Origin of the sequence: Marivita sp., assembly GCF_017643905.1 — a bacterium.
GTDB lineage: Bacteria > Pseudomonadota > Alphaproteobacteria > Rhodobacterales > Rhodobacteraceae > Marivita.
Genome location: NZ_JAEPMO010000008.1, coordinates 23,277 through 43,775, shown reverse-complemented (window position 1 = coordinate 43,775; position 20,499 = coordinate 23,277). Strand labels below are relative to the sequence as shown.

Sequence of the window (20,499 nt, the reverse complement as noted above, 5' to 3'; positions counted from 1 at the left end):
CGCGATTAGACGCCTTTTTTGCCGGGGGTCAAGCGGGCGTGGCGGAGGACCTGATCGCCCTGCGCTGCGATCCGGTCGATGGCCGCTTGCAGCGGCTCGCGGGTGACAGACATCGCATAGGCGTTGGCGTGCAGAAGCGTGTCCGGGTCTGCGATCCAGCCGACATGGCTTTTCCAGAACAGCAGATCGCCGCGTTGAGGTGGTGTGCCGGGATCAAGGGTTTCCCCCAGTTGCGCCATTTGCTGATCGCTGTCACCGGGACAGGGGATGCCGCAGGCGTGGCAGGCGATTTGAACGAGGCCGGAACAGTCGATGCCAAAGGCAGAGTTGCCGCCCCAGAGATAGGGCGTGCCGAGCAGGCGTTCGGCGATGGTGACGGGATCGGTCTCTATTGAATTGATCGGGGCGAGGTGAAGGGACGACACGAACCATTCGCAAGCGTCCTGTTTATTTGACCAAGCAACACGCGACCATCCGTCCATGTCTTCCGCAACCACCAGTTCAGAGCCCATGGACAAGGGCGTCACCTGTCCCGGTGTTTTCAGGCCTTCCGTGGATTTCGCATAAGATGTTGCCGCGGTGATCCGATGGGTTGGTGCGGCGTCCGTTTGGTTTTCCAAATGCGACAGCTCGATCCAGCCTGAATAGCGATCTGCCACTGTTTCGCCGAACGCCCACCCCTCGTTTGACATGGCATGGAGCGTGAAGCCCTGACCGTACAACATCTGGCGGTCCCGCGCCCCTTTTGGTGACACGCAGAGATCGGCGACAGGTTGAGCAATCCGCCTGACCTCTGGGGCGACCCGCTCCAGACCGTGTTGCGCACAGATCTGCGCGATCTCGCCTGCTGCGGCAGTAGACCAGAGCGTGCGCCTGTCGGTCATAGATCCATCATGTCCGGCAATGCCGCAAAGAGCGCGCGCGCCCCTTGCAACGCGCCACCTTTCGGTCTTCCCGGAGCGGCGCTGGGTTGCCAGCCATAAATGTCGAAATGGATGTAGCGGTCTTGCGCGTTGACGAAGCGACGCAGGAAAAGTGCTGCCGTGATGGAGCCCGCGAACCCGCCCTTGGGCGCGTTGTCGAGATCCGCAATGCCGGGTTCGATCATGGCCTCGTAAGGCTCATGGAAGGGCATGCGCCAGACGGGATCGGCCATGCGCCGCGCGGCAAGATCAAGCGAGGTCGCCGCGACATCGTCATCGGTGTAATAGGGCGCGAGGTCTGGGCCCACGGCAACACGGGCCGCGCCCGTCAAAGTTGCCATCGACACGATCAGGTTCGGTTCGCCTTCGGAGGCGAGGGCCAGTGCGTCCGCCAGCACAAGACGGCCTTCGGCGTCGGTGTTGTTGATCTCAACCGTGAGGCCCTTGCGCGAGGTCAGGATGTCCTGCGGGCGGAAGCTGTTGCTACTGACGGAATTTTCAACCGCCGGGATCAGGACGCGGAGGCGCATCTCAAGTCCCGAGGCCATGATCATATGGGCGAGACCCAGAACGTTGGCTGCGCCGCCCATGTCCTTTTTCATAAGGCCCATCGAACTGCCAGGTTTGAGGTTCAGTCCACCTGTGTCGAAACAGACGCCTTTGCCCACCAGCGTGATCTTCGGGCCACGATTGCCCCAGGACATATCGATCAGCCGGGGTGCGCGATCGGAGGCGCGGCCCACGGTGTGGATCATCGGGAAATTTTCCTTGAGCAGCGCGTCGCCGGTTATAACCGTGATCTTGGCTTTGTGTTTGTCAGCCAAGCCGCGCGCAGCGGATTCAAGCTCTGCCGGACCCATGTCAGAGGCCGGGGTGTTGATCAGGTCGCGGGTGAGAAATTCCGCCTCTGCCATGATCGAAACCCGGTCGGCATCGACACCTTCGGGTGTGACCAACGACGGATGCTCTTTCGGGTGGTCCTTGTACCGGTTGAAGCTGTAGCTGGCCAAGAGCCAACCCAGCGATTCCTGCTCAAGGTGATCCGCGTCGATACCGCTTTCGATACGGTAGGTGCCGGGTGCAAGTTTCGAAAGCGCCGCTGCAAGGGTAAATCGGTCGCGTTTGCGCGAAGCGGGTGTCCCGTAGCCGACCAAGGCCATCGCGGGGTGGCCGGCGTCGTCGGGGATCATCAACGCCGTTCCGATGTTGCCCTTGAACGTGCTGGCTTCGACCCAGGTGCGGATGCGGTCGCTTTGCTGCCCCGCCCAGAGGGCGACATCCTCTGTGCCCAGAACGTGGATTGGCAAAGCTTTAGTGCCCGCAGGCGCGAGTGCGATAGTCATGGAATTCCCCTTCTCCGATGTAAAGAAGGTACGCCCTTGCACAGGCGCTGCAAGCGGAATCACAGAGACAGATCGAAGCCCATATCGGCATAGGCCATCGCCATTTCACCCGAGCGCAGGAACCTGCACAGCGTCGCAGCAAGCGCCACGGGGTCGCCCGTGTCGACGCAGGCGACGACATCCCGCCCGATCTGAGCCAAACCCCGCAGACCGATCTGATCCGCCATCGGGATGATCGCGTGAACCGACTTGCGTAAGGCAGGATGATTGCCAGTCGTGTATTCGTCACAGATCACGACGAAGCGTGCCGCAATATCTTCCAGCGCGCGGCACAGGATGTTTTCGGCAACGGACTGACCCAGATCACGGCTCAGACCGTTCAGCGTTTCTTCGTCGAAATATGCGGTATCGCGCGGATGCAAGACCGAGATCTTCTGCATCATGTTAAATCCTTTCTCACCCCGACCCGAAGCGCACTCTTGCAGAGCAGTCTTGCCAATTGGTAAGCTCGCTGCGGTTTTTCTCTCGAATTCCGTTCAAATTCCACGTATCCCGCTGGGAACGACGACCCTAGAGGCGGAGGATTTCATGAACGCCGCGAAGCCGCTGCCCGCGTATCTCATTCAACGGTACCAAGGCTGGAAAGCCACGACCTATTCGGACAACCGCGCGTGGTACAAACGTCTGGCGACCGAAGGGCAGCGCCCGCGGGCGATGGTGATTTCCTGTTGCGACAGCCGGGTGCATGTAACGTCCATCTTTGGCGCGGATCAGGGCGAATTCTTTATCCACCGGAATATCGCGAACCTTGTGCCGCCCTACGAGCCCGATGGCGACCACCACGGCACATCTGCTGCGGTGGAATATGCCGTGACGGCACTGAACGTCGCCCATCTGATCGTGCTCGGACATTCGAATTGCGGTGGGGTTCAGGGCTGCCTTGACATGTGTTCCGGCAATGCGCCGCATCTTGAAGAACAGTCGAGCTTTGTTGGGCGCTGGATGGATATTCTGCGACCTGGCTATGAGCGGGTCAAGGCGACGAACACACCCGAGGGGCAAGTTCGCGCGCTTGAAAAGGAAGCGGTGATCGTGTCACTGGAGAACTTGATGACCTTCCCGTTCATCCGCGAGGCTGTCGAAAAGGACTTGCTGACGCTGCACGGTCTGTGGACCGATATCGGTGAAGGCGGTCTGGAATATTTTGATCCCAAAAGCCGGGACTTCTACCCCGTCTGATCAGTTCTGCAGCGTGGCACATGCGCCGGTGCAATCGGTCCGCAGCTTGGGCCGACCAAGCCGTTCGGCCAGTCGTGCCAGCGGAGACCCGATCATTGACCCGGTACAGACGGGCTTGCCGCTTTCGTCTGCAAGAACAAGATGGCCGTTGCGGAACGTAATTTCGTAGCCTTTGGAGGCCAGACGGGCGCAGAGATCACCCCAGCTTGTCGCGCGTTCGAAGTGCGGCAAGAGAACCGTGCGCAGAAGCATCGCTGTTTCACTGTCGAGAGGCACGGGCATGCCGGACGTTGTTTCTGTCGAGAACGGAATGGATTGTACTGCCATCGGGGGCACCTTCACTATATCCTAACGCATCCAAAAAGGGTGCGAGCCAATTGCGGCAAGAATGGGGCAGCCAAAAGAACCGCTCCTTTGTGTGAAGAACACGCAACAGACGGTTGGGTTCCGTGAGCATTGTTCAGGCATGGCGAATACCCGCGCTGGTATTCGCCAGCGCGGGACATGTTCAAAACGGGACGCGCCTATCAGTGGATCGCAGCGAAGTTTTGCGCTGGACCAATCGCGGCTGGTGGGGTGAACCGAAGGATCGGAATACCGCCGAGGTCTTCCACTTGGCGTCGGAATTTTCGCGGCTGTCCACCGATCAGATTCTGCACCATCGGGGCCAAGAGGCCGCGATCCTTGAGCTTTGCAGCGACGTTATGGTCGGTTTCCGGCATGATGTAATGCGAAATGCCCGGTGCGTTTGGAAACCGCAGAGCATGGGCCAGCTCGCGTTTTTCGTCGCCGTGGAAGATGTAATACTTGGTCGCGTTGGGCCGCAAAGCCTCGACTTTCGGAAAATGAAACGTCTTGATCTGCTTTCTGAAGTAGAACCAGCGATCTTCTTCCGGCACCTCTTCGGACCGCACAGAAAATTGCGGGGTAAACGCGATCACACGTTCGAAGTCGAAGAAGCGCGACAGGTGCAACGCCATGGTGCCACCCATCGAATTGCCGATTGCGATAACACGCTCGGCGTTCACATGTTCAGCCGTTGCCCGGATGCAGCACAGGATTTGATCGGCCATCCCATCGGCATTGAGCCAGCTTCGCGACTTGTCACTGACGAACAGCACATGGTTCTGACGGCCAGCCGATGCGATGCCGGGAAATTCGGGTGGGGGTTCGATGTTCCTTTTCTTGCCGACGCCAGAAAAGCTCACAACAAGATCGGGCCCATCACCTTCGAGATATCTGATCCGCAGTGGACCCTTCTCGAAGAGCAAGGGAATTTCAGTTTCAGACATGATACCGACCCGCTTTCTTCTATGCACAACTAAGGATGCATACGGGGCGAACTGACCGATTTTTAGGCAGCAATAAGAAGAATAAAGACCATTCCGTGGATCATGGCCACGTTTGGAAACAAGCGGCGCACTGCATCGCGACGCGGTGCGCGCATAAAAAAAGGCGCCGCAATTGTGCGGCGCCTTTTTTGAAAGCTGTGAAACCGTCAGCCTTTTTTCAGGACTTCCCGGCCCAGCACTTCGGCAATCTGAACCGCGTTCAGGGCAGCGCCTTTGCGCAGGTTGTCGGACACGCACCAGAGGTTCAGGCCATTGTCGATGGTGCTGTCCTGACGGATGCGGCTGATGAAGGTCGCATAGTCGCCGACACATTCGATCGGCGACACGTAGCCACCCGGTTCGCGCTTGTCGATCACCATGATGCCCGGCGCTTCGCGCAGGATATCGCGGGCCTCGTCTTCGTCGAGATGATCTTCGAATTCGATGTTGATCGACTCGGAGTGGCCCACAAAGACCGGCACCCGCACGCAGGTGGCCGTGACTTTGATCGACGGGTCGAGGATCTTTTTCGTCTCGACCATCATCTTCCATTCTTCCTTGGTCGACCCGTCTTCCATGAAAACGTCGATCTGCGGAATCACGTTGAAGGCGATCTGCTTCTGGAACTTGGCAGGAGGCACATCCGTCACCGGATTGTAGACCGCCTTTGTCTGGTCCCAAAGCTCGTCCATGCCTTCCTTGCCCGCGCCGGACACGGACTGGTAGGTGCTGACCACAACGCGCTTGATACGGGCGCGGTCGTGCAGCGGCTTGAGCGCGACAACCATCTGCGCAGTCGAGCAGTTGGGGTTGGCGATGATGTTCTTCTTGGAATAGCCGTGTATCGCGTCGGCATTGCATTCCGGCACGATCAGCGGAACGTCCGGGTCGTAGCGATAGAGCGACGAGTTGTCGATCACCACACAGCCTGCCTTGGCAGAGATCGGCGCGTATTTCTTGGTCGCGTCGGAGCCGATGGCGAACAGGGCGATGTCCCAGCCCGTGAAATCAAACGTGTCGAGATCCTGTGTCTTCAGCGTCTTGTCGCCAAAGCTGACCTCCGTGCCAAGCGACCGGCGCGACGCAAGCGCGGCGATCTCGTCAACGGGGAACTGGCGCTCGGCCAGAATGTTCAGCATTTCGCGGCCCACATTACCGGTGGCGCCTGCAACGACGACTCTGTAGCCCATTTGGCTCTCCTTTCACTTGCCAGCCTCCGGTGTCGTATCCGGCTGCTGGACTGAGCGTGGCTCTTACAGGAGTTGCTGCGTCTGCGAAAGGGTGTTGCACAGGGCGATTGTCACAGGCTTTTCGCGCGATTGCCACGACCATTCAGACGCGGCTGAGAGCGTTTTTGCGAATTTTCTTGTCGGAACCCTGCCAGCGGCGTACCCTGATCGGCATTTAAGCACGAACCTTTTTTGGTCACATGTCACATTCAGAAACGCACCTCATCCTCGTGGTTCACGGGATCGGCGAACAATCCTGTGGGGAAACCGTCGATCAAGTTGTTGCCGGAGCGATTGCCCGGCACCCGTCACGCCCTGTCTCTGATCTTGCCGAGGCCCCGATATCGGTGCAATCCTCGCATCTTACGCTCACGGAACAGAACTTCGCAGAAGGCAGCGACGACCCGGTCCAGCCAGTGTTCACCTGTCACACGCACACGTTGGAACCGGCAGGCCATGGTCAGCAACGCGCCGTCTTTGCCGAGGTCCACTGGTCCGATCTGTCCCCCGCGCCGAAGGGCGCCATCGCAACGATTCTCGATCTGCTGAAACTGATTCTCGGCCTTGGCTATGTCGCGATGGACAATGTCGAGAACACCAAGACCTCTCTGTTCGACCGGGGTCTGGTGCATTTCTTCAACTGGATGTTCTACGGTGGGATCGCGGTCATCAATGCGATGCTGTTGGTGGGCACGATTCTGGTTCTGGGGCATGATTACCTGCCCGGCGTCGGCTACCTGTCGGTTCTGGTGGCCAATGTCGGGTTGGGTGTCGGCCTATGGGCCTATCTGAAACATATCGGTGCGAGGAATCCCCGGTTTCTCATGACCGTGTTCCGGCGGGGGGTGCTGGTCTGGTCCGGGCTCGCGGCGCTGCTGCTAGCGTTGAGCGTGTTTGCGGCCGACGCGGTGAGGGCACAGTTTCAATCCGTTTTCGCGGCCCTGCCTGACACGCTTACGTCGCAAAGCAAGGGCTGCGCGGCCTTTGCCGCCCTGCCCGATGCCTTCGGCGATGCGGTGCCGGTGGCGCAGGATTTCGGGATCGACAGCCTGTCCTGTTTCATCGAGGTGAACATCTTCGCGATGGGGCTGCTCTGGGTGCTTGCGGCGCTGTTGGTCGTGGTGTCTCTGGTCGGGTTCAAGGACACGCCCAAGCGCATCATTTATCCGTCTGTCTGTGGTGCGATGCTGATGTTCTGGTCCGTCTTCACGACGGGCTTCTGGCTCGTTTTGCAACAGCTTCTGGGTCAGTTCGACCGCACACATGCCAATTGCGCAGCGCTGGTTGCGTCGCTTGGGGATGCTCCGTCCCTTGCCCAGATGACCAGCGATGGGCAGACCGCCTTTGGTCTTCTATGCCTGCACATGGAGCAAGCGGTGGGAACGCTGGCGATTTCGGTGGCCTTCATGCTGTTGACGATTGCAGCCGCAGTGCTGGCCTATTTTGCGGGCGCACGGGTGATCGTGAACAATTGGGTGCGGGTGATCCTCGTGATCTTTCCGGTGGCGCTGGTGCTGATCCTGATCCTTGGCGGCGACATCTCTGGAAACTCGCAGGCCGCCAATCCCTTTGCGCCGTTCCGCACCCTGTCGATCACCATCGCGCTTGGGGTGGCGCTGTTGATCTACAATTTCAATGAAACGGTTGCGGCAGCATTGGGTGTGGCGCGCGACGTGATCGTGTATCTGGTTAGGGCGGAATGCAAATGGACGGTGCCAGCGGATGAGCGCGAAGGGAATTACCCCCGCCGTGCACTGATCGAAGCGCGGTTCGACAGGGTGTTCCTGTTCATGCTGAACGCGCTGGCCCCCGACAGGATCACAGTGATCAGCCATTCACAGGGAACTGTGGTCGCCGCGCGATCCTTGCAGCGTTTGATGCCGGGGTTGGCCGCAACAGACCCCACGCTGCCGAGGCGGATTCGCCTGATCACGATGGGGTCACCGATTTCGCATATCTACGAGGAATATTTCCCCGAGAATTATCCGCTGACGCGCAGGGACATTTCGGAAGACTTGGTCTGGCACAATCTTTACCGGACAAAGGACTATGTCGGTCAGACGATCGGTACGACGGGCATCCCGCCGGGCAATGACCTTTGTGTCGGTGATGGTGGACACAGTCACTACTTCACAGATCAGCGCGTCTGGACGCTGCTGTGGGAACGTGTCGGGTTCCGGCTGTTCTCGACACCGCCGGGGATGGCAGCGGTCAGCGACCGGGAATATCCGACCGGGCGGGCGCGGGAGCCCAATTCTCGATGATCCCGGCCGCCTCTTCGGCGGTTTCGACAAAGCGGAACAGATCGAGGTCTTCAGGGCTGATCGTGCCCGCGTCTGCAAGCGCGTCCCAATTGATGATCTTCTCCCAGAAGGCACGCCCAAACAGCAGGAACGGCACGCGCTGCATGCGGCCCGTCTGGATCAGGGTGAGAGATTCGAACATCTCGTCCAAGGTGCCGAACCCGCCGGGAAAGACGCAGATCGCACGGGCGCGCATCAGGAAGTGCATCTTGCGGATCGCGAAATAGTGGAAGTTGAAGCACAGTTCGGGCGTGACGTATTCGTTCGGGGCCTGTTCATGCGGCAGCACGATGTTGAGGCCGATGGACTTGCCACCCTCCTCAGCCGCGCCGCGATTTCCGGCCTCCATCACGCCGGGGCCGCCACCTGTGACAACGACGAATTCGCGGCCTTGGCTGTCGATGGATTTGCGGGTCATCAGCCGGGCAAAGCTGCGCGCCTCTTCGTAGAAATGCGACAGGTCCGCCAAGGTTTTGGTGCGCGCCTTGTCTGCCTCGGCCGGGCGCGGGATGCGGGCCCCCCCGAACAGAACGACCGTGCTTTCGATCTGGTGCTCGTCGAGCATCAGCTGCGGCTTGAGAAGTTCAAGCTGCAACCGCACCGGGCGCAGTTCCTCGCGGCACAGGAATTCATCATCCGCAAAAGCCAGCCTGTACGCCGGGGAACGCGTCTGAGCCGTGTCCGGCACATGCCGGGCCGCGCTGCGGTCAAGGCCAGCATCACGAAACGGGCTGTTGCGATGGTCTTTCATGTGGATCACTTCCTTGTTCGCCTGCTGTCAGACCTATAGCGTCCGGCTCAAAGTGACCAGAGAGGCGACGCCATGCAATGGCAGGACGACATCAAAGCGGCAGAAGCGCGGATCACCGGCCATATAGTGGAAACGCCGGTGCTGAGCAGCGCGGCCTTCGGCCGGGACATCGCGCTCAAGCTCGAGCAGATGCAGCATACAGGCAGTTTCAAATGTCGGGGTGCGTTCAACACGCTGCTGGCGGCGGATGTGCCGGAAGCCGGTGTGGTGGCCGCATCCGGGGGCAATCACGGCGCAGCGGTGGCGTTTGCGGCCAGCCAGTTGGGGCACAGGGCGCGGATTTTTGTGCCCGAGATCGCAGGTCCGGCCAAGATCGGGCTGATCCAGCGCACGGGGGCCGAACTGACTGTTGTGCCCGGTGAATATGCCAACGCGCTTGAACTGGCCGAACGCGAAGCATCGGAAAGCGGTGCGATGCAGATCCACGCCTATGACGCACCGCTGACCGTCTCTGGTCAGGGCACGGTGATGTCGGAATGGGAACGGCAAGGTCTGGATGCGGACACGGTGCTGATTGCGGTTGGGGGGCGGAGGGCTGATTGCCGGAGCGCTGGCGTGGCTGGGCGACAGACGCAAGGTTGTCGCGGTCGAGCCGATGACCTCGTGCGCGCTGCACGCGGCGCTTGAGACCGGCGCGCCGGTCGATGTTGCCGTGTCGGGTGTCGCGGCGAATGCACTGGGTGCGCGGCGGATCGGACACATCTGTTTTGATCTGGCCAAGGATGGCGGTGTCGAAAGCGTGCGTGTTCCTGATGGCGCGATCATCGAGGCGCAGCAGGCACTGTGGAACGCGCACCGGCAATTGGTCGAGCCGGCGGGGGCCACCGCGCTTGCCGCCCTGATGTCAGGCGCTTACGTGCCGGCCCCCGGCGAACGCGTGGCGGTTCTGGTCTGTGGTGGGAACATCGCGCCGGAGCCGCAGTTTCCATGACGTCCTCCTAAACGCCGGGTCACTTCAGGACCGAGACAAAAGACAATAGCGAACCATGCGATAATTCTTCTGAAACCCCTGCCTTTCAATGGTTGAGGCAGGCGACGGTATGCCGAACAGATATCCCTTGAGGTATTTGAAGTTGTAGTCCTCAAGCCATTTGCGAAAGTAGCCCAGCTCGCGCGGATTAACGGCAAGGTTCTTGCTCATACCCATTGTCGCACCGCCTGATGGGTCCAAGGCGTCGTAGCCTCTGAACGCGCCATCCGACGCTTTGTTGGTAATCAAAACCCAATGATCGCCGCGCGTGAAATCGTCCGATTGCTTGTCTTTGTAGTCGACATGTGCCGCGACGACGCCGCCAGATCCGATATGACCATCGACCTGTGCCACCGGATCTGCGGGCAATGGCTCATCCCCGTCATTCGCTCCGTTTGGTCCGAACCGCCGGATTTTCATGCCAAGCAGCGGCGCAAGTTTAAATGGATTTAGCCCATTCGGAGTGTAGCATTGGTTGTTCTTGGCAATGTCGTTTGCATGTACCGGAGTAAGGTCCTTTGCCAACACTCCAGACGGCCAAACAGACGTCGGTCGACCAATGCCCGTGGCAGCCATCGTCATCGTGCACAGAAAACAGCCCTGCTGTGAAATGGTGACGTCCTTGCCCTTGCTTTTGTAGCCTAGAGTTTGGGTTTTGTACGTGCCCTGATTGAATGCCTTGAAGCCAACGTTGGAAAGCGCATCGCCAATTGCGGGAAGCGCCGATGTCACGTCTGTGGGAGCAATGTTTCCGCCTCCCACAGCACCCGTCAGAGCGGTCCAGGTTTTTCCCTTGGGATCGACTCGGCCGTCACAGCGGTCGGTTGACCATCGCATGATCTTGTTCTGAAACTGAACAACAGCGCTTCCAGTCATTGCTGCAGTCGTTGGATCCGGATCTGTCTGCAGCGTAAGCCCGTCGATATTCAACAGGCCAGCTGACGAACACGCATCGCGAAACCGCGAATTCCCGAAGAGATGCATGTCAATGAGAAAGCGGACTTCCCTCAAATCGTTGGGGAAATTCAATCCGCCTAAACCAACGGAACAAGTAAGGTGCTCAAGTGGCATATTTGGCCTTCAAAATTAGTTTGTGCAAAAAGTCTGAACAAAGAATGTTGGCAGATTACCGCGCATTGGAGACTGCACAAGCTTTTCTTGCTTGGGGTAGGCCCAGAACCTTGCTGAGACACCCGACAAAACGCGTCGTTGCCCCCAGCCCTGCGATTGCTTAAGGAGCATCGACCGAACAGCGAGGAGGCCATCATGGACATCACCAGCCTGGAAACAGCCATCGAAGCCGCGTGGGACGCGCGCGATACGATCACACCGTCCACCGGCGGGGAAACCCGCGAAGCGATTGAAGATACGCTGAACGCGCTGGACAGCGGGTCTTTGCGGGTTGCCGAAAAGCAGGAGGATGGCAGCTGGCATGTGAACCAGTGGGCCAAGAAGGCCGTGCTGCTTGGCTTCCGCATCAAGGACATGGAACAGCAGGACGGCGGCCCGCAGGGCGGCGGCTGGTGGGACAAGGTCGACAGCAAGTTCAAGGGCTGGGGCGACACCGAGTGGCGCACGGCAGGCTTCCGCGCGGTGCCGAACTGTGTGGTGCGCAAGTCGGCCTATATCGCGCCGGGTGTGGTGCTGATGCCGTCTTTCGTGAACCTTGGGGCCTATGTTGACTCGGGAACGATGGTCGACACATGGGCGACCGTGGGATCCTGCGCGCAGATCGGCAAGAACGTGCACCTTTCGGGTGGCGTGGGTATCGGCGGCGTGCTGGAGCCGATGCAGGCCGGTCCGACCATCATCGAAGACAACTGCTTTATCGGGGCGCGGTCTGAGGTGGTCGAGGGCTGCATCGTGCGCGAAGGTTCGGTTCTGGGTATGGGCGTCTTCATCGGCCAATCGACCAAGATCGTCGACCGCGAAACCGGCGAAGTGATGTACGGCGAAGTGCCGCCCTATTCGGTCGTGGTGGCCGGGTCGATGCCGTCGAAGAACGGCATCAACCTCTATTGTGCGGTGATCGTGAAGCGGGTTGACGAGCGGACGCGGTCCAAGACCGGTATCAACGAGCTGCTGCGCGATTGATCGCGGCGGTGCGTGCCAGCACGCACCCTACGTTGTCTTGGCGGGCTTCTCACCAACAGGGCCGCCCGCCTTTCTCCAGCCCCCGAACCCGTCGGTGATGTGGCTGACATTCTCAAGCCCCATCTCTTGCGCGACTTTCGCCGACAGGGCGGATCGCCAGCCTGACGCGCAATAGAAGACGAACCGATTGCCGGTCTGTAACTGCGGCTTGGCATAGGGGCTGTCCGGGTCGATCCAGAATTCCAGCATGCCGCGCGGGCAGTGGAACGCACCGGGGATCATACCTTCACGTTCCAACTCGCGCGGATCGCGCAGATCGACAAAAGTTACCCCGTCTTGGCCATGCAGCTCCATCATCTCGGATGCGGGCGCGTGATCGACCACTTCGTTCGCGGCTGCCACCATGTCTTTGACCGATTTCATATCGTCCCTCCCTGTTTGCCCGGCAGTATGACCAGCAATGGCGCGGCAACAACCCTCGACGCGCAGCGGGTTTCGTGGCAGATGCGGGGCACATTGATCAGACAGGCCGCAGAATGAGCGATACCCCAAAGAAACCCAAAAAACCGCATGCGGTTTACACCCTTGTGGTCGAGGTCGGTCGCAAGTCTGGCGATGGCCTGCCCAAAGGAGCCACGGGGGCGGCGCTGATGTGCTACGCGTCCGGCGTCGACGAAGCCGAAGCGGTGCGCGAAACCGTGGCGATCCTGAAACAGGCGGACATGGCACCGCTGGACGTGACCGGCTACGGCACCTTGGAAGAGCGCAATGAACAGGGCCACGAGATCGAAGCCGATGAGATCGAACTGATGCAAAAGGCGCTGGATGAAAACGCCGTGATCGTGGCACAGGTTACGCCGTATTTCGGCGATGAAGACCGGGATTAAGCGGCGCGCGCCTCGGCTAGCGTGATGGCCTCAAAGGCGCGCAGCACCTGGTATCCGGCACGGTGATGCTCGGGCAGGAGAGCGCGGGACAGGTCGCTGAGCACTGACGCCGAATACAGCGCCTTGTCGCGCCGCATCCGGCCGATATAGAGCGTTTCCAAGGCGGCATCCGGAATTCGAACCGCGTCATGATGCGGCAAGAGCACCTGATGATAGGTGACAAAGCGCGGGGCCGGTTCGAAGTGACCAGCATAGCCATTGACCAGAGCCGAAGCGGGGATCAGCACTTGTTCGCGGCCAAACAGGTATTCGACCTCGGGGCCGCTGACCAAGAGGCGCTGGTGCCGCGACACCACCACATCCTGCGTGAGACCGAAATAGGGCGCCCGCAAGCGCACCGGACGGAACGAGCCCAGCGCCGGGACAGTGCGCGATACAGCATGCAGCACCGGAACCAGCTTGCCATTTGCCGAACGCACCACGTCGCCCTGTTGTAGCGTCATGGCCAGACGCACACCTTGCGCCGTTTCGATGGGGACAGATGGCGCCAGCGTCGGCATGGGGCCAACGGGTTCAATGTCCGTAGACAGCGCCACGAAAATCACATCTGGGTCGATCTCTGTCAGGCCCTTGGGGTGGGCCAGTGCGACGAGGTCGGCCAGCAACGGAGCACGTTTCATGACAAAGTGCTGGATCAGGACATGTTCGGTTTCAGGGCGTGCGACGACCATGCGCCCGAGTTGTTTTTCTACGTCCCAGCTGATCGTCACCTGCAACGTATCGGTCCGCGCCTCGCGACCGCGCTCGACCACCTCGTGTACCACGTCTTCGCCTTGGGCAATGACCAGGACAAGGCTGCCGTGAGGCGTGGACATCAGCGAAAAGCTGCAAACCTGGGTGCCTTCACGCTTGTAGCTGAGAAGTGTCTGGGGGCGCCCATCCGGGGACAGTCGGGTTTCCAGAACGATCGACCCTTGTGGAACACAGGCGCGAGGTCTTCGGTCAAGGATGTCCTCAACCTCTTCGCGCAGCCATGGCGCGCGCTTTTCGCAATCCAAAAGCGCAAACCAACTCATGCGGCGGCTCCGAACAACATCTGCGCTTCGTGTTTCTTGAGGATCTGGCGGCCTGCAACGCCATAGCCCTGGCCTGTTTCGGGATCGAGTTCGGGAAAAAGGCTCACGATCTCTTCGATGATGTCCTCTTCAAAGGCGTCGAGCGTTTGTGGACCGGGCAAGAAACTTTCGGTCGCCAAGCCGTTGGACAGGATGATCTCGTGCTGATCGAACAGCAGATGCACATAGGTGACGGTGCCGCCCTCTACGGTCTGTACGGTGCGCCCGTTGACCAGATGCTTGGCGGCGACAAGCACTTCGGGTGTACCAAACACCAGATCCGCCAGAGGATCGCGCACCAGAATGCGGTGCTGAGGCGACAGCATCAATGCGCCGTGGTTGCCGAATGTTCTTGCCGCCACACGCACGGGTGCAAACGCGCCAACGGCCGCGACAGTGCGCTGGCCGCTCCAGCGCAGCGGTTGCAAGCCGTGATCCATCGTCCAGACCAGATCATCCGGGCGCAGGTCTTCGACACGACGGGGACCAAGCTCTGTTTCGATCAGAGTGCCTGCCACGAAACAGGGCACCGTTGCGATCGTTACAAAGCCGGTGTCGATTTCGCCAGTGCTGCTTGCGACATCATAGGTGAAGTTGACAGTTTCAAAATCGCCATCCGAGGTCACCGACAGCGTGCCATCGGCGTTCAGCGTGACGACCTGACCGGTGCCCAGCGTGACGCTGTCACCCACGCTGACGGCGATACCGTTGATATGCGTGATGAACATGACACCGCCGGTCAGGTTGATGTCGTTGTCGAGGACATCCAGAACCTTGGTCCGGTTCGTGAACATGCTCACGATGTCGGACCGTGCAACAAGTTCGGTCTGTACCGAGTCCGCGGCGATCAAAAGGTTCGAGTCGTAGTTCGCATCACCCACATCGGCGATCCCGATCCGGATCGAATTCACCTCGCCGGGATTGACCAGCATTGTCATCGTGAGGGTGACGGTAAACCCGTCCATTTCGGTGTTGTAGTCGTCGCCCGTGTTGTCCTTAAACAGGTTGATGTTCGCGGTCGTGTTGAGGTTCGCCGGGTCAACATCCCCGTCGCCGGCAACGATGTCGACCTGTTGGCCGTTGATCCAGACGCCGACGAAATCCTGATAGATCGAGTTTGTGAATTCCGGGTATTCCTCGGACGAGAAGACGAAGCGCATCGTCATCACGTCGTTTTCGGGAATAAAGTCGATATCGAGATATGTGGCGTCGAACGTACTGGTCCCGGCGGCCGCGTTGAAATCAGGGTTGTTGTTCTGACCAAAGTTGCTCGTCGTCGTCGACCCGCTGCGGTTGGGGTCACCGCTGCTTTGGGTAAATGCTGTGACCTGTCCGGTCGACAGGATGACGCCTGTATCCGACGGTGTGACACCCGGAGCCAAGGCATCGCCGTTGCTGTAGATCGCGGAAGCCCTGCTGTCACCGCTGTAGCTGGCGCCCACAACTGTGACGCCCGATCCAAAGATCGCGTTTGCCATCGCAAGCGCGCTGGCACCTGTATTGTATGTAAGCTCGGCGCCTGTTGCCATTTTTGCCTCGATGAGACCCAAGGCATGTTCCAGACACGGATGACTGATCGACCGATGTTTTCACCGTGCCGACCCCGTGGACTGACTGCTGCTCTGCCTCGAGCCATTTTTATCTTTGTTGCTCAATAGTTAATACGAAAGAGAGTGGATGTGTCATTCTTTCGATAGCATCGAAACCAAAAGGACAGGCGGCAATTGAGTCCTTTTCGTCACATTTGCCTCTGCCGGCAGTTGACGTTAGCCAAGGTCAGGCACTGAACAGAGGGCAAATCCGATGACACCGACCGATCCCGTAGACCTGACCGCAGCGCTTGTGCGCTGCCCCTCGGTAACGCCCGAAGAAGGTGGCGCGCTGGTCTTGCTGCAAGACTTGCTGGAGGGTGCCGGGTTCACTTGCACCCGCGTCGATCGGGGTGGGGTGTCCAACCTGTTTGCCCGTTGGGGCGACAAGGGCCATGCCCGGACTTTCGGCTTCAACGGGCACACCGATGTCGTGCCGCTGGGTAATCCGGACGCGTGGTCGATGCCGCCCTTCGGGGCCGAGATCAAAGACGGTATGATGTATGGGCGCGGGTCCACCGACATGAAATCGGGGGTCGCTGCCTTTGCGGCAGCTGCGGTGGATTTCGTCCGCGACACACCCCCGGACGGCGCGGTGATCCTGACAATTACTGGCGACGAGGAGGGCGGTGCGATTGACGGCACGATGGCGTTGCTCGACTGGATGGAAACCCATGATGAGCAGATGAGCGTGTGTCTGGTTGGCGAACCCACCAGCCCGGATCACATGGGTCAGATGATGAAAATCGGGCGACGCGGGTCGATGAACGCGTGGTTCACGGTGACTGGCAAACAGGGCCATTCCGCCTATCCGCACCGCGCCCTGAACCCGATGCCCGCGGTGGCGCGGTTGATGGACCGTCTGGCCTCGCACGAGTTGGACACCGGGACTGACCATTTCGATGCCTCGACTTTAGCGGTGGTGACAATCGACACCGGCAATGCGGCAACGAACGTGATCCCTGCAGAGACGCGGGCCTGCATCAACATCCGTTTCAACGACATCCACACAGGAGAGGGCCTTTCTTACTGGCTCCGCGACGAAGCCGCCAAGGTAGATGCCGAATTCGGCACAAAGACCGAGGTGAAGATCAAGATTTCAGGCGAGGCATTCCTGACCCCACCGGGGCCGCTGTCCGATCTCGTGGCTAAGGCGGTCGAGGCGGAAACCGGTGTGACACCGGAACTGTCCACAACCGGCGGCACGTCGGACGCGCGGTTTGTGAAAAACCATTGCCCGGTGGTCGAATTCGGCCTTGTCGGCAAGACGATGCATGCGGTCGATGAACGCGTTGAGGTGGCGCAGATTGTGCAGCTCAAGGCGATCTACACCCGCATCCTTCAGGACTATTTCGCGCAATGACCGTGACGGTTTCGAAGGTCGCGGACCCGACCGAATGCTATGCGATCAGGTATACGGTGTTCGTTCAGGAACAGAGCGTTCCTGTCGAATTGGAGCGTGACGAACTTGACGCGACTGCAATTCATTTGCTGGCAACAGACAAAGGCACGCCGGTTGGCGCGGCGCGGATCGTGGTCAAAGGGGACACCGGCAAGATTGGGCGCGTTTGCGTTTTGCGTGAGTTGCGCGACAACGGAATTGGGTCAGCCCTGATGCGCGAGACGTTGGGCGTCCTGCGGGACATGCCCGGCATCACCCGTGCTGCCCTTGGTGCACAGATCGATGCATTGGGCTTTTACGAAAAACTGGGCTTCACCGCCTATGGCGAGGTGTTTGACGACGCAGGCATCAGTCATCGCATGATGCAGCTCCGCTTCGACACCTGACGTGACTTTCGCCATGACGCGACCCGATGCGCGTGCTACCTGAGTCGTATGAGCAAATTGCCGACCAAGGCGGACATTCTCGACTGGATTGCCGCCAACCCGACCCTCACCGCGAAACGCGACATTGCCAAAGCTTTTGGCATCAAAGGTGCCGCGCGGATCGACCTCAAGCGCCTGCTGAAAGAGCTGGAGGCCGAAGGTCATCTTGAAAAGCGCAAGAAGACCTACCGCGACCCGGATCGTTTGCCGCCCGTGAGCGTGTTGCAAGTGAAGGCACCGACGCCGGACGGCGATCTCTATGCCCGTGCGTTGGAATGGCACGGCGAAGGGGTAGAGCCGATCATCCTCGTGATCCCGCGCGCCTCGGACCCCGCTTTAGGCGAAGGCGACCGTATCCTTGCGCGCCTGCAGGTGGTGCATGAAGAAGACCACAATTACGAGGCGCGGCTCATCCGTCGCATCGGCTCGAACCCGCGCAAAGTGGTGGGCATCTTTGCCAAATCCTCGGAAGGCGGGCGGATCAAGCCGATCGACAAAGGGTCGGACAAGGAATGGATGGTTGCGCCAGACGCGACGGGCGGGGCCAAGGATGGCGAATTGGTCGAGGCGGAACAGGCCGGACCCGCCGGGCGCATGGGCCTGCCACGTGCGCGGATCATCGAACGGCTGGGTGACCCATCTGCCCCGCGCGCGGTGTCGCTGATCGCGATTCACCAGCACGGCATCCCCGACAGTTTCCCCGACGACGTGATTGCCGAGGCGGACGCGATGAAACCGGCCGGCCTTTCGGGTCGGACCGACATGCGGGACATGCCGCTGATCACCATCGATCCGATAGATGCCCGCGACCGCGACGATGCGTGTCTGGCGTACCCCGACGATGATCCCAAGAACGAGGGCGGCCACGTGATCTGGGTCGCCATCGCGGATGTGGCCCATTACGTGACCTCTGGATCTGCGCTCGACCAAGAGGCGCGCAAGCGCGGCAATTCCAGCTATTTCCCAGACCGCGTGGTGCCGATGTTGCCCGACCGTCTGTCTGGCGATCTGTGTTCGCTGCACGAAGGGGTGCCGCGGGCCTGTGTGGCGGTGCGCATGGTGATCGACGCGCATGGCAACAAGCTCAGCCACAGCTTTCAGCGCGGGTTGATGCGGTCGGTCGCGTCGCTGAACTACCAAGAGGTTCAGGCTGCCATGGATGGCAACCCGAACGACAAGGTTGCGCCGCTTGTGTCCGAGATCATTCGCCCGCTTTACGCCGCTTATGCAGCCCTGCGCGAGGCCCGCAACCGGCGCCAGCCGTTGGACCTTGATCTGCCGGAACGCAAAATCGTGCTTGCCGAGGATGGGACGGTTCAGTCGGTCAACTTTGCCGACCGTCTGGATTCCCACAAGCTCATCGAGGAGTTCATGATCCTCGCCAATGTATCGGCTGCCGAAACGCTGATCGCCAAACGCACGCCGCTGCTGTTCCGGGTGCACGAGGAACCGCCGCCCGAGAAAATGGAGTCGCTTCGCGAAACTGCCGAGGCAGCGGGTCTGACGCTGGCCAAGGGGCAGGTGCTCAAGACCGCGCAACTGAATCGTCTGCTGCATGATGCGGCAGGATCAGACGAGGCCGAATTGATCAACCTCGCCACGCTACGGTCCATGACGCAGGCGTATTACAACCCGGAGAACTTTGGGCATTTCGGCCTTGCGCTACAGAACTACGCGCATTTCACATCGCCCATCCGGCGCTATTCCGATCTGATCGTTCACCGCGCCCTGATCAAGGCCCATGGCTGGGGCGATGACGGGCTGTCGCCTGAAGATATCGACCGACTTGAAGCCACCGCGCAGCATATCAGCGACACGGAACGCCGGTCGATGATGGCCGAACGGGATACCACCGACCGCTATCTCGCCGCCTTTCTGTCGGACCGGGTCGGGGCCGAATTCACCGGTCGGATCAGCGGCATCGCGCGGTTTGGGGTCTTCGTGAAGCTGGACGAAACTGGCGCTGACGGGCTGATCCCAATCCGGTCGCTGGGCAACGAGTACTTCCATTTCGACGCCGACGCCGGGACTCTGATGGGGTCTGACACTGGCGTGATGATCGGTCTGGGCCAGCGTGTGACCGTGAAACTGGTCGAGGCCGCGCCTGTCACCGGGGGCATAGGTCTGGAACTGCTGACGCTTCAGGACGCCGAGTTGCCAAGCGGATCCGGCAAAGGCCGCATGGGGCGCGGGACACGCCCCAAGGGCAAGGGTGGACCCAAGCGCAAAGTGGCCAAGGCCAAGAAGAAAGACGCCAAGACCAAGCGCAAGGTCACGCGGCAGCGGCGGAACGGGTGAAGGATAGTAAGTCCAAGTAGGTACTACGGCTCAACTTCGTCATCCGGGTCGTATCCTCCGGGCGGAAAGGCTCGATCTTTCAGCCAATATCCAAAGCCGCTTACATTAACGACTTTCTCCTTCATGCGCGACATACGTGCCGACAGTGTGTTGAGGTCGGAGTTCATATCTGGACTCCCGATTACCACGTCACGCTCCGTTAACGCAGTATAGAGATCGCTTCGATCAAGCGGGGCATCCGCGTCAGACAGAATTTCAATCACTATGTTTTCAAATTCTTGCATAGGCGTCTTTTGCCTACGAAAGCCCGGCATCACACGATTACGAATGTAGTAATTCTGAACTTCGCTGGCCTGCATTGAATCCGAATCGGTACGCGCCATTGACGTATTTTCAGGTGTCTCATCAGCCAGAAAATAGCTTTCAGCCATACGCTGTAGCTCCTCATACTGACGCAATATGTTGTCAATTTGGTCCAGTCGCTCCACCAGCCTTTGACGCTCAGCCTGAAGTTTTCCAATAGCATTCATAGCAATCTCC

19 protein-coding genes and 1 pseudogene are annotated in these 20,499 nt (G+C 59.8%); 8 read left to right on the top strand and 12 right to left on the bottom strand.

Annotated features, from left to right (window positions below; translation table 11 throughout):
- Positions 1-5 precede the first annotated feature (5 nt).
- From JJ869_RS02340 to JJ869_RS02330, 3 genes are read right to left on the bottom strand one after another with little or no spacing between them, the layout of a single operon-like run.
- Positions 6-884, bottom strand: coding sequence for an NlpC/P60 family protein (locus tag JJ869_RS02340; RefSeq protein WP_292264366.1), 879 nt, complete (start codon positions 882-884; stop codon positions 6-8).
- Positions 881-2,266, bottom strand: a complete 1,386-nt coding sequence (locus tag JJ869_RS02335; RefSeq protein WP_292264365.1) for a leucyl aminopeptidase family protein — start codon at positions 2,264-2,266, stop codon at positions 881-883. The genes JJ869_RS02340 and JJ869_RS02335 overlap by 4 nt, the downstream gene beginning before the upstream one ends.
- Before the next feature lie 59 nt (positions 2,267-2,325).
- Positions 2,326-2,709, bottom strand: coding sequence for a hypothetical protein (locus JJ869_RS02330; protein ID WP_292264364.1), 384 nt, complete (start codon positions 2,707-2,709; stop codon positions 2,326-2,328).
- Between the two features lie 145 nt (positions 2,710-2,854).
- Between JJ869_RS02330 and JJ869_RS02325 the strand changes: the two genes are divergently transcribed.
- The gene (locus JJ869_RS02325; RefSeq protein WP_292264363.1) at positions 2,855-3,505 is read left to right on the top strand and encodes a carbonic anhydrase; all 651 of its coding nucleotides are present in this window, start codon (positions 2,855-2,857) and stop codon (positions 3,503-3,505) included.
- Here the strand turns inward: JJ869_RS02325 and JJ869_RS02320 are convergent, their stop codons facing one another.
- The 3 genes from JJ869_RS02320 to JJ869_RS02310 all read right to left on the bottom strand — a co-directional run bounded on the left by JJ869_RS02320 (position 3,506) and on the right by JJ869_RS02310 (position 6,026).
- Complete coding sequence (locus JJ869_RS02320) at positions 3,506-3,832, bottom strand: hypothetical protein (protein ID WP_292264362.1); 327 nt, start codon at positions 3,830-3,832, stop codon at positions 3,506-3,508.
- Between the two features lie 200 nt (positions 3,833-4,032).
- Positions 4,033-4,797, bottom strand: coding sequence for a hypothetical protein (locus tag JJ869_RS02315; protein ID WP_292264361.1), 765 nt, complete (start codon positions 4,795-4,797; stop codon positions 4,033-4,035).
- 206 nt (positions 4,798-5,003) lie between these two features.
- Entirely contained in the window at positions 5,004-6,026 is a 1,023-nt protein-coding gene (locus JJ869_RS02310) for an aspartate-semialdehyde dehydrogenase (RefSeq protein ID WP_292264360.1), read from the bottom strand.
- A 239-nt stretch (positions 6,027-6,265) separates the two neighbouring features.
- On the opposite strand from JJ869_RS02310, the gene JJ869_RS02305 reads away from it, so the two are divergent.
- Complete coding sequence (locus JJ869_RS02305; protein ID WP_292264359.1) at positions 6,266-8,329, top strand: hypothetical protein; 2,064 nt, start codon at positions 6,266-6,268, stop codon at positions 8,327-8,329.
- Here the strand turns inward: JJ869_RS02305 and JJ869_RS02300 are convergent.
- Positions 8,277-9,119: a TIGR00730 family Rossman fold protein gene (locus tag JJ869_RS02300; protein WP_292264358.1), complete on the bottom strand. Its 843-nt coding sequence runs from the start codon at positions 9,117-9,119 to the stop codon at positions 8,277-8,279. The two genes, JJ869_RS02305 and JJ869_RS02300, sit on opposite strands and share 53 nt — an antisense overlap.
- A gap of 72 nt (positions 9,120-9,191) precedes the next feature.
- On the opposite strand from JJ869_RS02300, the pseudogene JJ869_RS02295 reads away from it, so the two are divergent.
- Positions 9,192-10,110 (top strand): annotated as a pseudogene (locus tag JJ869_RS02295) (threonine/serine dehydratase).
- A 24-nt stretch (positions 10,111-10,134) separates the two neighbouring features.
- Here the strand turns inward: JJ869_RS02295 and JJ869_RS02290 are convergent.
- A complete protein-coding gene (locus JJ869_RS02290) occupies positions 10,135-11,220 on the bottom strand; it encodes a hypothetical protein (protein WP_292264357.1) in 1,086 nt (361 codons plus the stop codon).
- 195 nt (positions 11,221-11,415) lie between these two features.
- Between JJ869_RS02290 and dapD the strand changes: the two genes are divergently transcribed.
- Positions 11,416-12,243: a 2,3,4,5-tetrahydropyridine-2,6-dicarboxylate N-succinyltransferase gene (gene dapD, locus JJ869_RS02285; protein ID WP_292264356.1), complete on the top strand. Its 828-nt coding sequence runs from the start codon at positions 11,416-11,418 to the stop codon at positions 12,241-12,243.
- 27 nt (positions 12,244-12,270) lie between these two features.
- Here dapD and JJ869_RS02280 read toward each other — a convergent pair whose 3' ends face one another.
- On the bottom strand, positions 12,271-12,666 hold the full coding sequence (locus JJ869_RS02280) for a rhodanese-like domain-containing protein (protein WP_292264355.1): 396 nt from the start codon (positions 12,664-12,666) through the stop codon (positions 12,271-12,273).
- A gap of 113 nt (positions 12,667-12,779) precedes the next feature.
- Between JJ869_RS02280 and JJ869_RS02275 the strand changes: the two genes are divergently transcribed.
- Positions 12,780-13,130 carry a hypothetical protein gene (locus JJ869_RS02275; protein WP_292264354.1) on the top strand — a complete coding sequence of 117 codons (351 nt, stop codon included), beginning with the start codon at positions 12,780-12,782 and terminating at the stop codon, positions 13,128-13,130.
- Here the strand turns inward: JJ869_RS02275 and JJ869_RS02270 are convergent.
- Positions 13,127-14,206 (bottom strand): Hint domain-containing protein, encoded by a 1,080-nt coding sequence (locus JJ869_RS02270; RefSeq protein WP_292264353.1) that lies wholly within the window; start codon positions 14,204-14,206, stop codon positions 13,127-13,129. The genes JJ869_RS02275 and JJ869_RS02270 overlap by 4 nt on opposite strands.
- Complete coding sequence (locus JJ869_RS02265; protein ID WP_292264352.1) at positions 14,203-15,774, bottom strand: Hint domain-containing protein; 1,572 nt, start codon at positions 15,772-15,774, stop codon at positions 14,203-14,205. Before JJ869_RS02265 ends, JJ869_RS02270 begins: the two co-directional genes overlap by 4 nt.
- A gap of 274 nt (positions 15,775-16,048) precedes the next feature.
- Here JJ869_RS02265 and dapE point away from each other — a divergent pair, with 274 nt between their 5' ends.
- The 3 genes from dapE to rnr are packed head-to-tail and all read left to right on the top strand — an operon-like array spanning position 16,049 to position 19,959.
- Positions 16,049-17,197, top strand: a complete 1,149-nt coding sequence (dapE, locus tag JJ869_RS02260; RefSeq protein ID WP_292264351.1) for a succinyl-diaminopimelate desuccinylase — start codon at positions 16,049-16,051, stop codon at positions 17,195-17,197.
- Entirely contained in the window at positions 17,194-17,622 is a 429-nt protein-coding gene (locus JJ869_RS02255; protein ID WP_292264350.1) for a GNAT family N-acetyltransferase, read from the top strand. The genes dapE and JJ869_RS02255 overlap by 4 nt, the downstream gene beginning before the upstream one ends.
- Positions 17,623-17,670: 48 nt before the next feature.
- The gene (gene rnr, locus JJ869_RS02250; RefSeq protein WP_292264349.1) at positions 17,671-19,959 is read left to right on the top strand and encodes a ribonuclease R; all 2,289 of its coding nucleotides are present in this window, start codon (positions 17,671-17,673) and stop codon (positions 19,957-19,959) included.
- Positions 19,960-19,982: 23 nt separating this feature from the next.
- Here rnr and JJ869_RS02245 read toward each other — a convergent pair whose 3' ends face one another.
- Positions 19,983-20,489, bottom strand: a complete 507-nt coding sequence (locus JJ869_RS02245) for a hypothetical protein (protein WP_292264348.1) — start codon at positions 20,487-20,489, stop codon at positions 19,983-19,985.
- Positions 20,490-20,499: the final 10 nt, after the last annotated feature.

Bases quoted from the DNA above. Each gene is read 5' to 3' on its own strand.
- JJ869_RS02340 (WP_292264366.1), bottom strand. From the start codon at position 884: ATGACCGACAGGCGCACGCTCTGGTCTACTGCCGCAGCAGGCGAGATC.
- JJ869_RS02335 (WP_292264365.1), bottom strand. From the start codon at position 2,266: ATGACTATCGCACTCGCGCCTGCGGGCACTAAAGCTTTGCCAATCCAC.
- JJ869_RS02330 (WP_292264364.1), bottom strand. From the start codon at position 2,709: ATGATGCAGAAGATCTCGGTCTTGCATCCGCGCGATACCGCATATTTC.
- JJ869_RS02325 (WP_292264363.1), top strand. From the start codon at position 2,855: ATGAACGCCGCGAAGCCGCTGCCCGCGTATCTCATTCAACGGTACCAA.
- JJ869_RS02320 (WP_292264362.1), bottom strand. From the start codon at position 3,832: ATGGCAGTACAATCCATTCCGTTCTCGACAGAAACAACGTCCGGCATG.
- JJ869_RS02315 (WP_292264361.1), bottom strand. From the start codon at position 4,797: ATGTCTGAAACTGAAATTCCCTTGCTCTTCGAGAAGGGTCCACTGCGG.
- JJ869_RS02310 (WP_292264360.1), bottom strand. From the start codon at position 6,026: ATGGGCTACAGAGTCGTCGTTGCAGGCGCCACCGGTAATGTGGGCCGC.
- JJ869_RS02305 (WP_292264359.1), top strand. From the start codon at position 6,266: ATGTCACATTCAGAAACGCACCTCATCCTCGTGGTTCACGGGATCGGC.
- JJ869_RS02300 (WP_292264358.1), bottom strand. From the start codon at position 9,119: ATGAAAGACCATCGCAACAGCCCGTTTCGTGATGCTGGCCTTGACCGC.
- JJ869_RS02290 (WP_292264357.1), bottom strand. From the start codon at position 11,220: ATGCCACTTGAGCACCTTACTTGTTCCGTTGGTTTAGGCGGATTGAAT.
- dapD (WP_292264356.1), top strand. From the start codon at position 11,416: ATGGACATCACCAGCCTGGAAACAGCCATCGAAGCCGCGTGGGACGCG.
- JJ869_RS02280 (WP_292264355.1), bottom strand. From the start codon at position 12,666: ATGAAATCGGTCAAAGACATGGTGGCAGCCGCGAACGAAGTGGTCGAT.
- JJ869_RS02275 (WP_292264354.1), top strand. From the start codon at position 12,780: ATGAGCGATACCCCAAAGAAACCCAAAAAACCGCATGCGGTTTACACC.
- JJ869_RS02270 (WP_292264353.1), bottom strand. From the start codon at position 14,206: ATGAGTTGGTTTGCGCTTTTGGATTGCGAAAAGCGCGCGCCATGGCTG.
- JJ869_RS02265 (WP_292264352.1), bottom strand. From the start codon at position 15,774: ATGGCAACAGGCGCCGAGCTTACATACAATACAGGTGCCAGCGCGCTT.
- dapE (WP_292264351.1), top strand. From the start codon at position 16,049: ATGACACCGACCGATCCCGTAGACCTGACCGCAGCGCTTGTGCGCTGC.
- JJ869_RS02255 (WP_292264350.1), top strand. From the start codon at position 17,194: ATGACCGTGACGGTTTCGAAGGTCGCGGACCCGACCGAATGCTATGCG.
- rnr (WP_292264349.1), top strand. From the start codon at position 17,671: ATGAGCAAATTGCCGACCAAGGCGGACATTCTCGACTGGATTGCCGCC.
- JJ869_RS02245 (WP_292264348.1), bottom strand. From the start codon at position 20,489: ATGAATGCTATTGGAAAACTTCAGGCTGAGCGTCAAAGGCTGGTGGAG.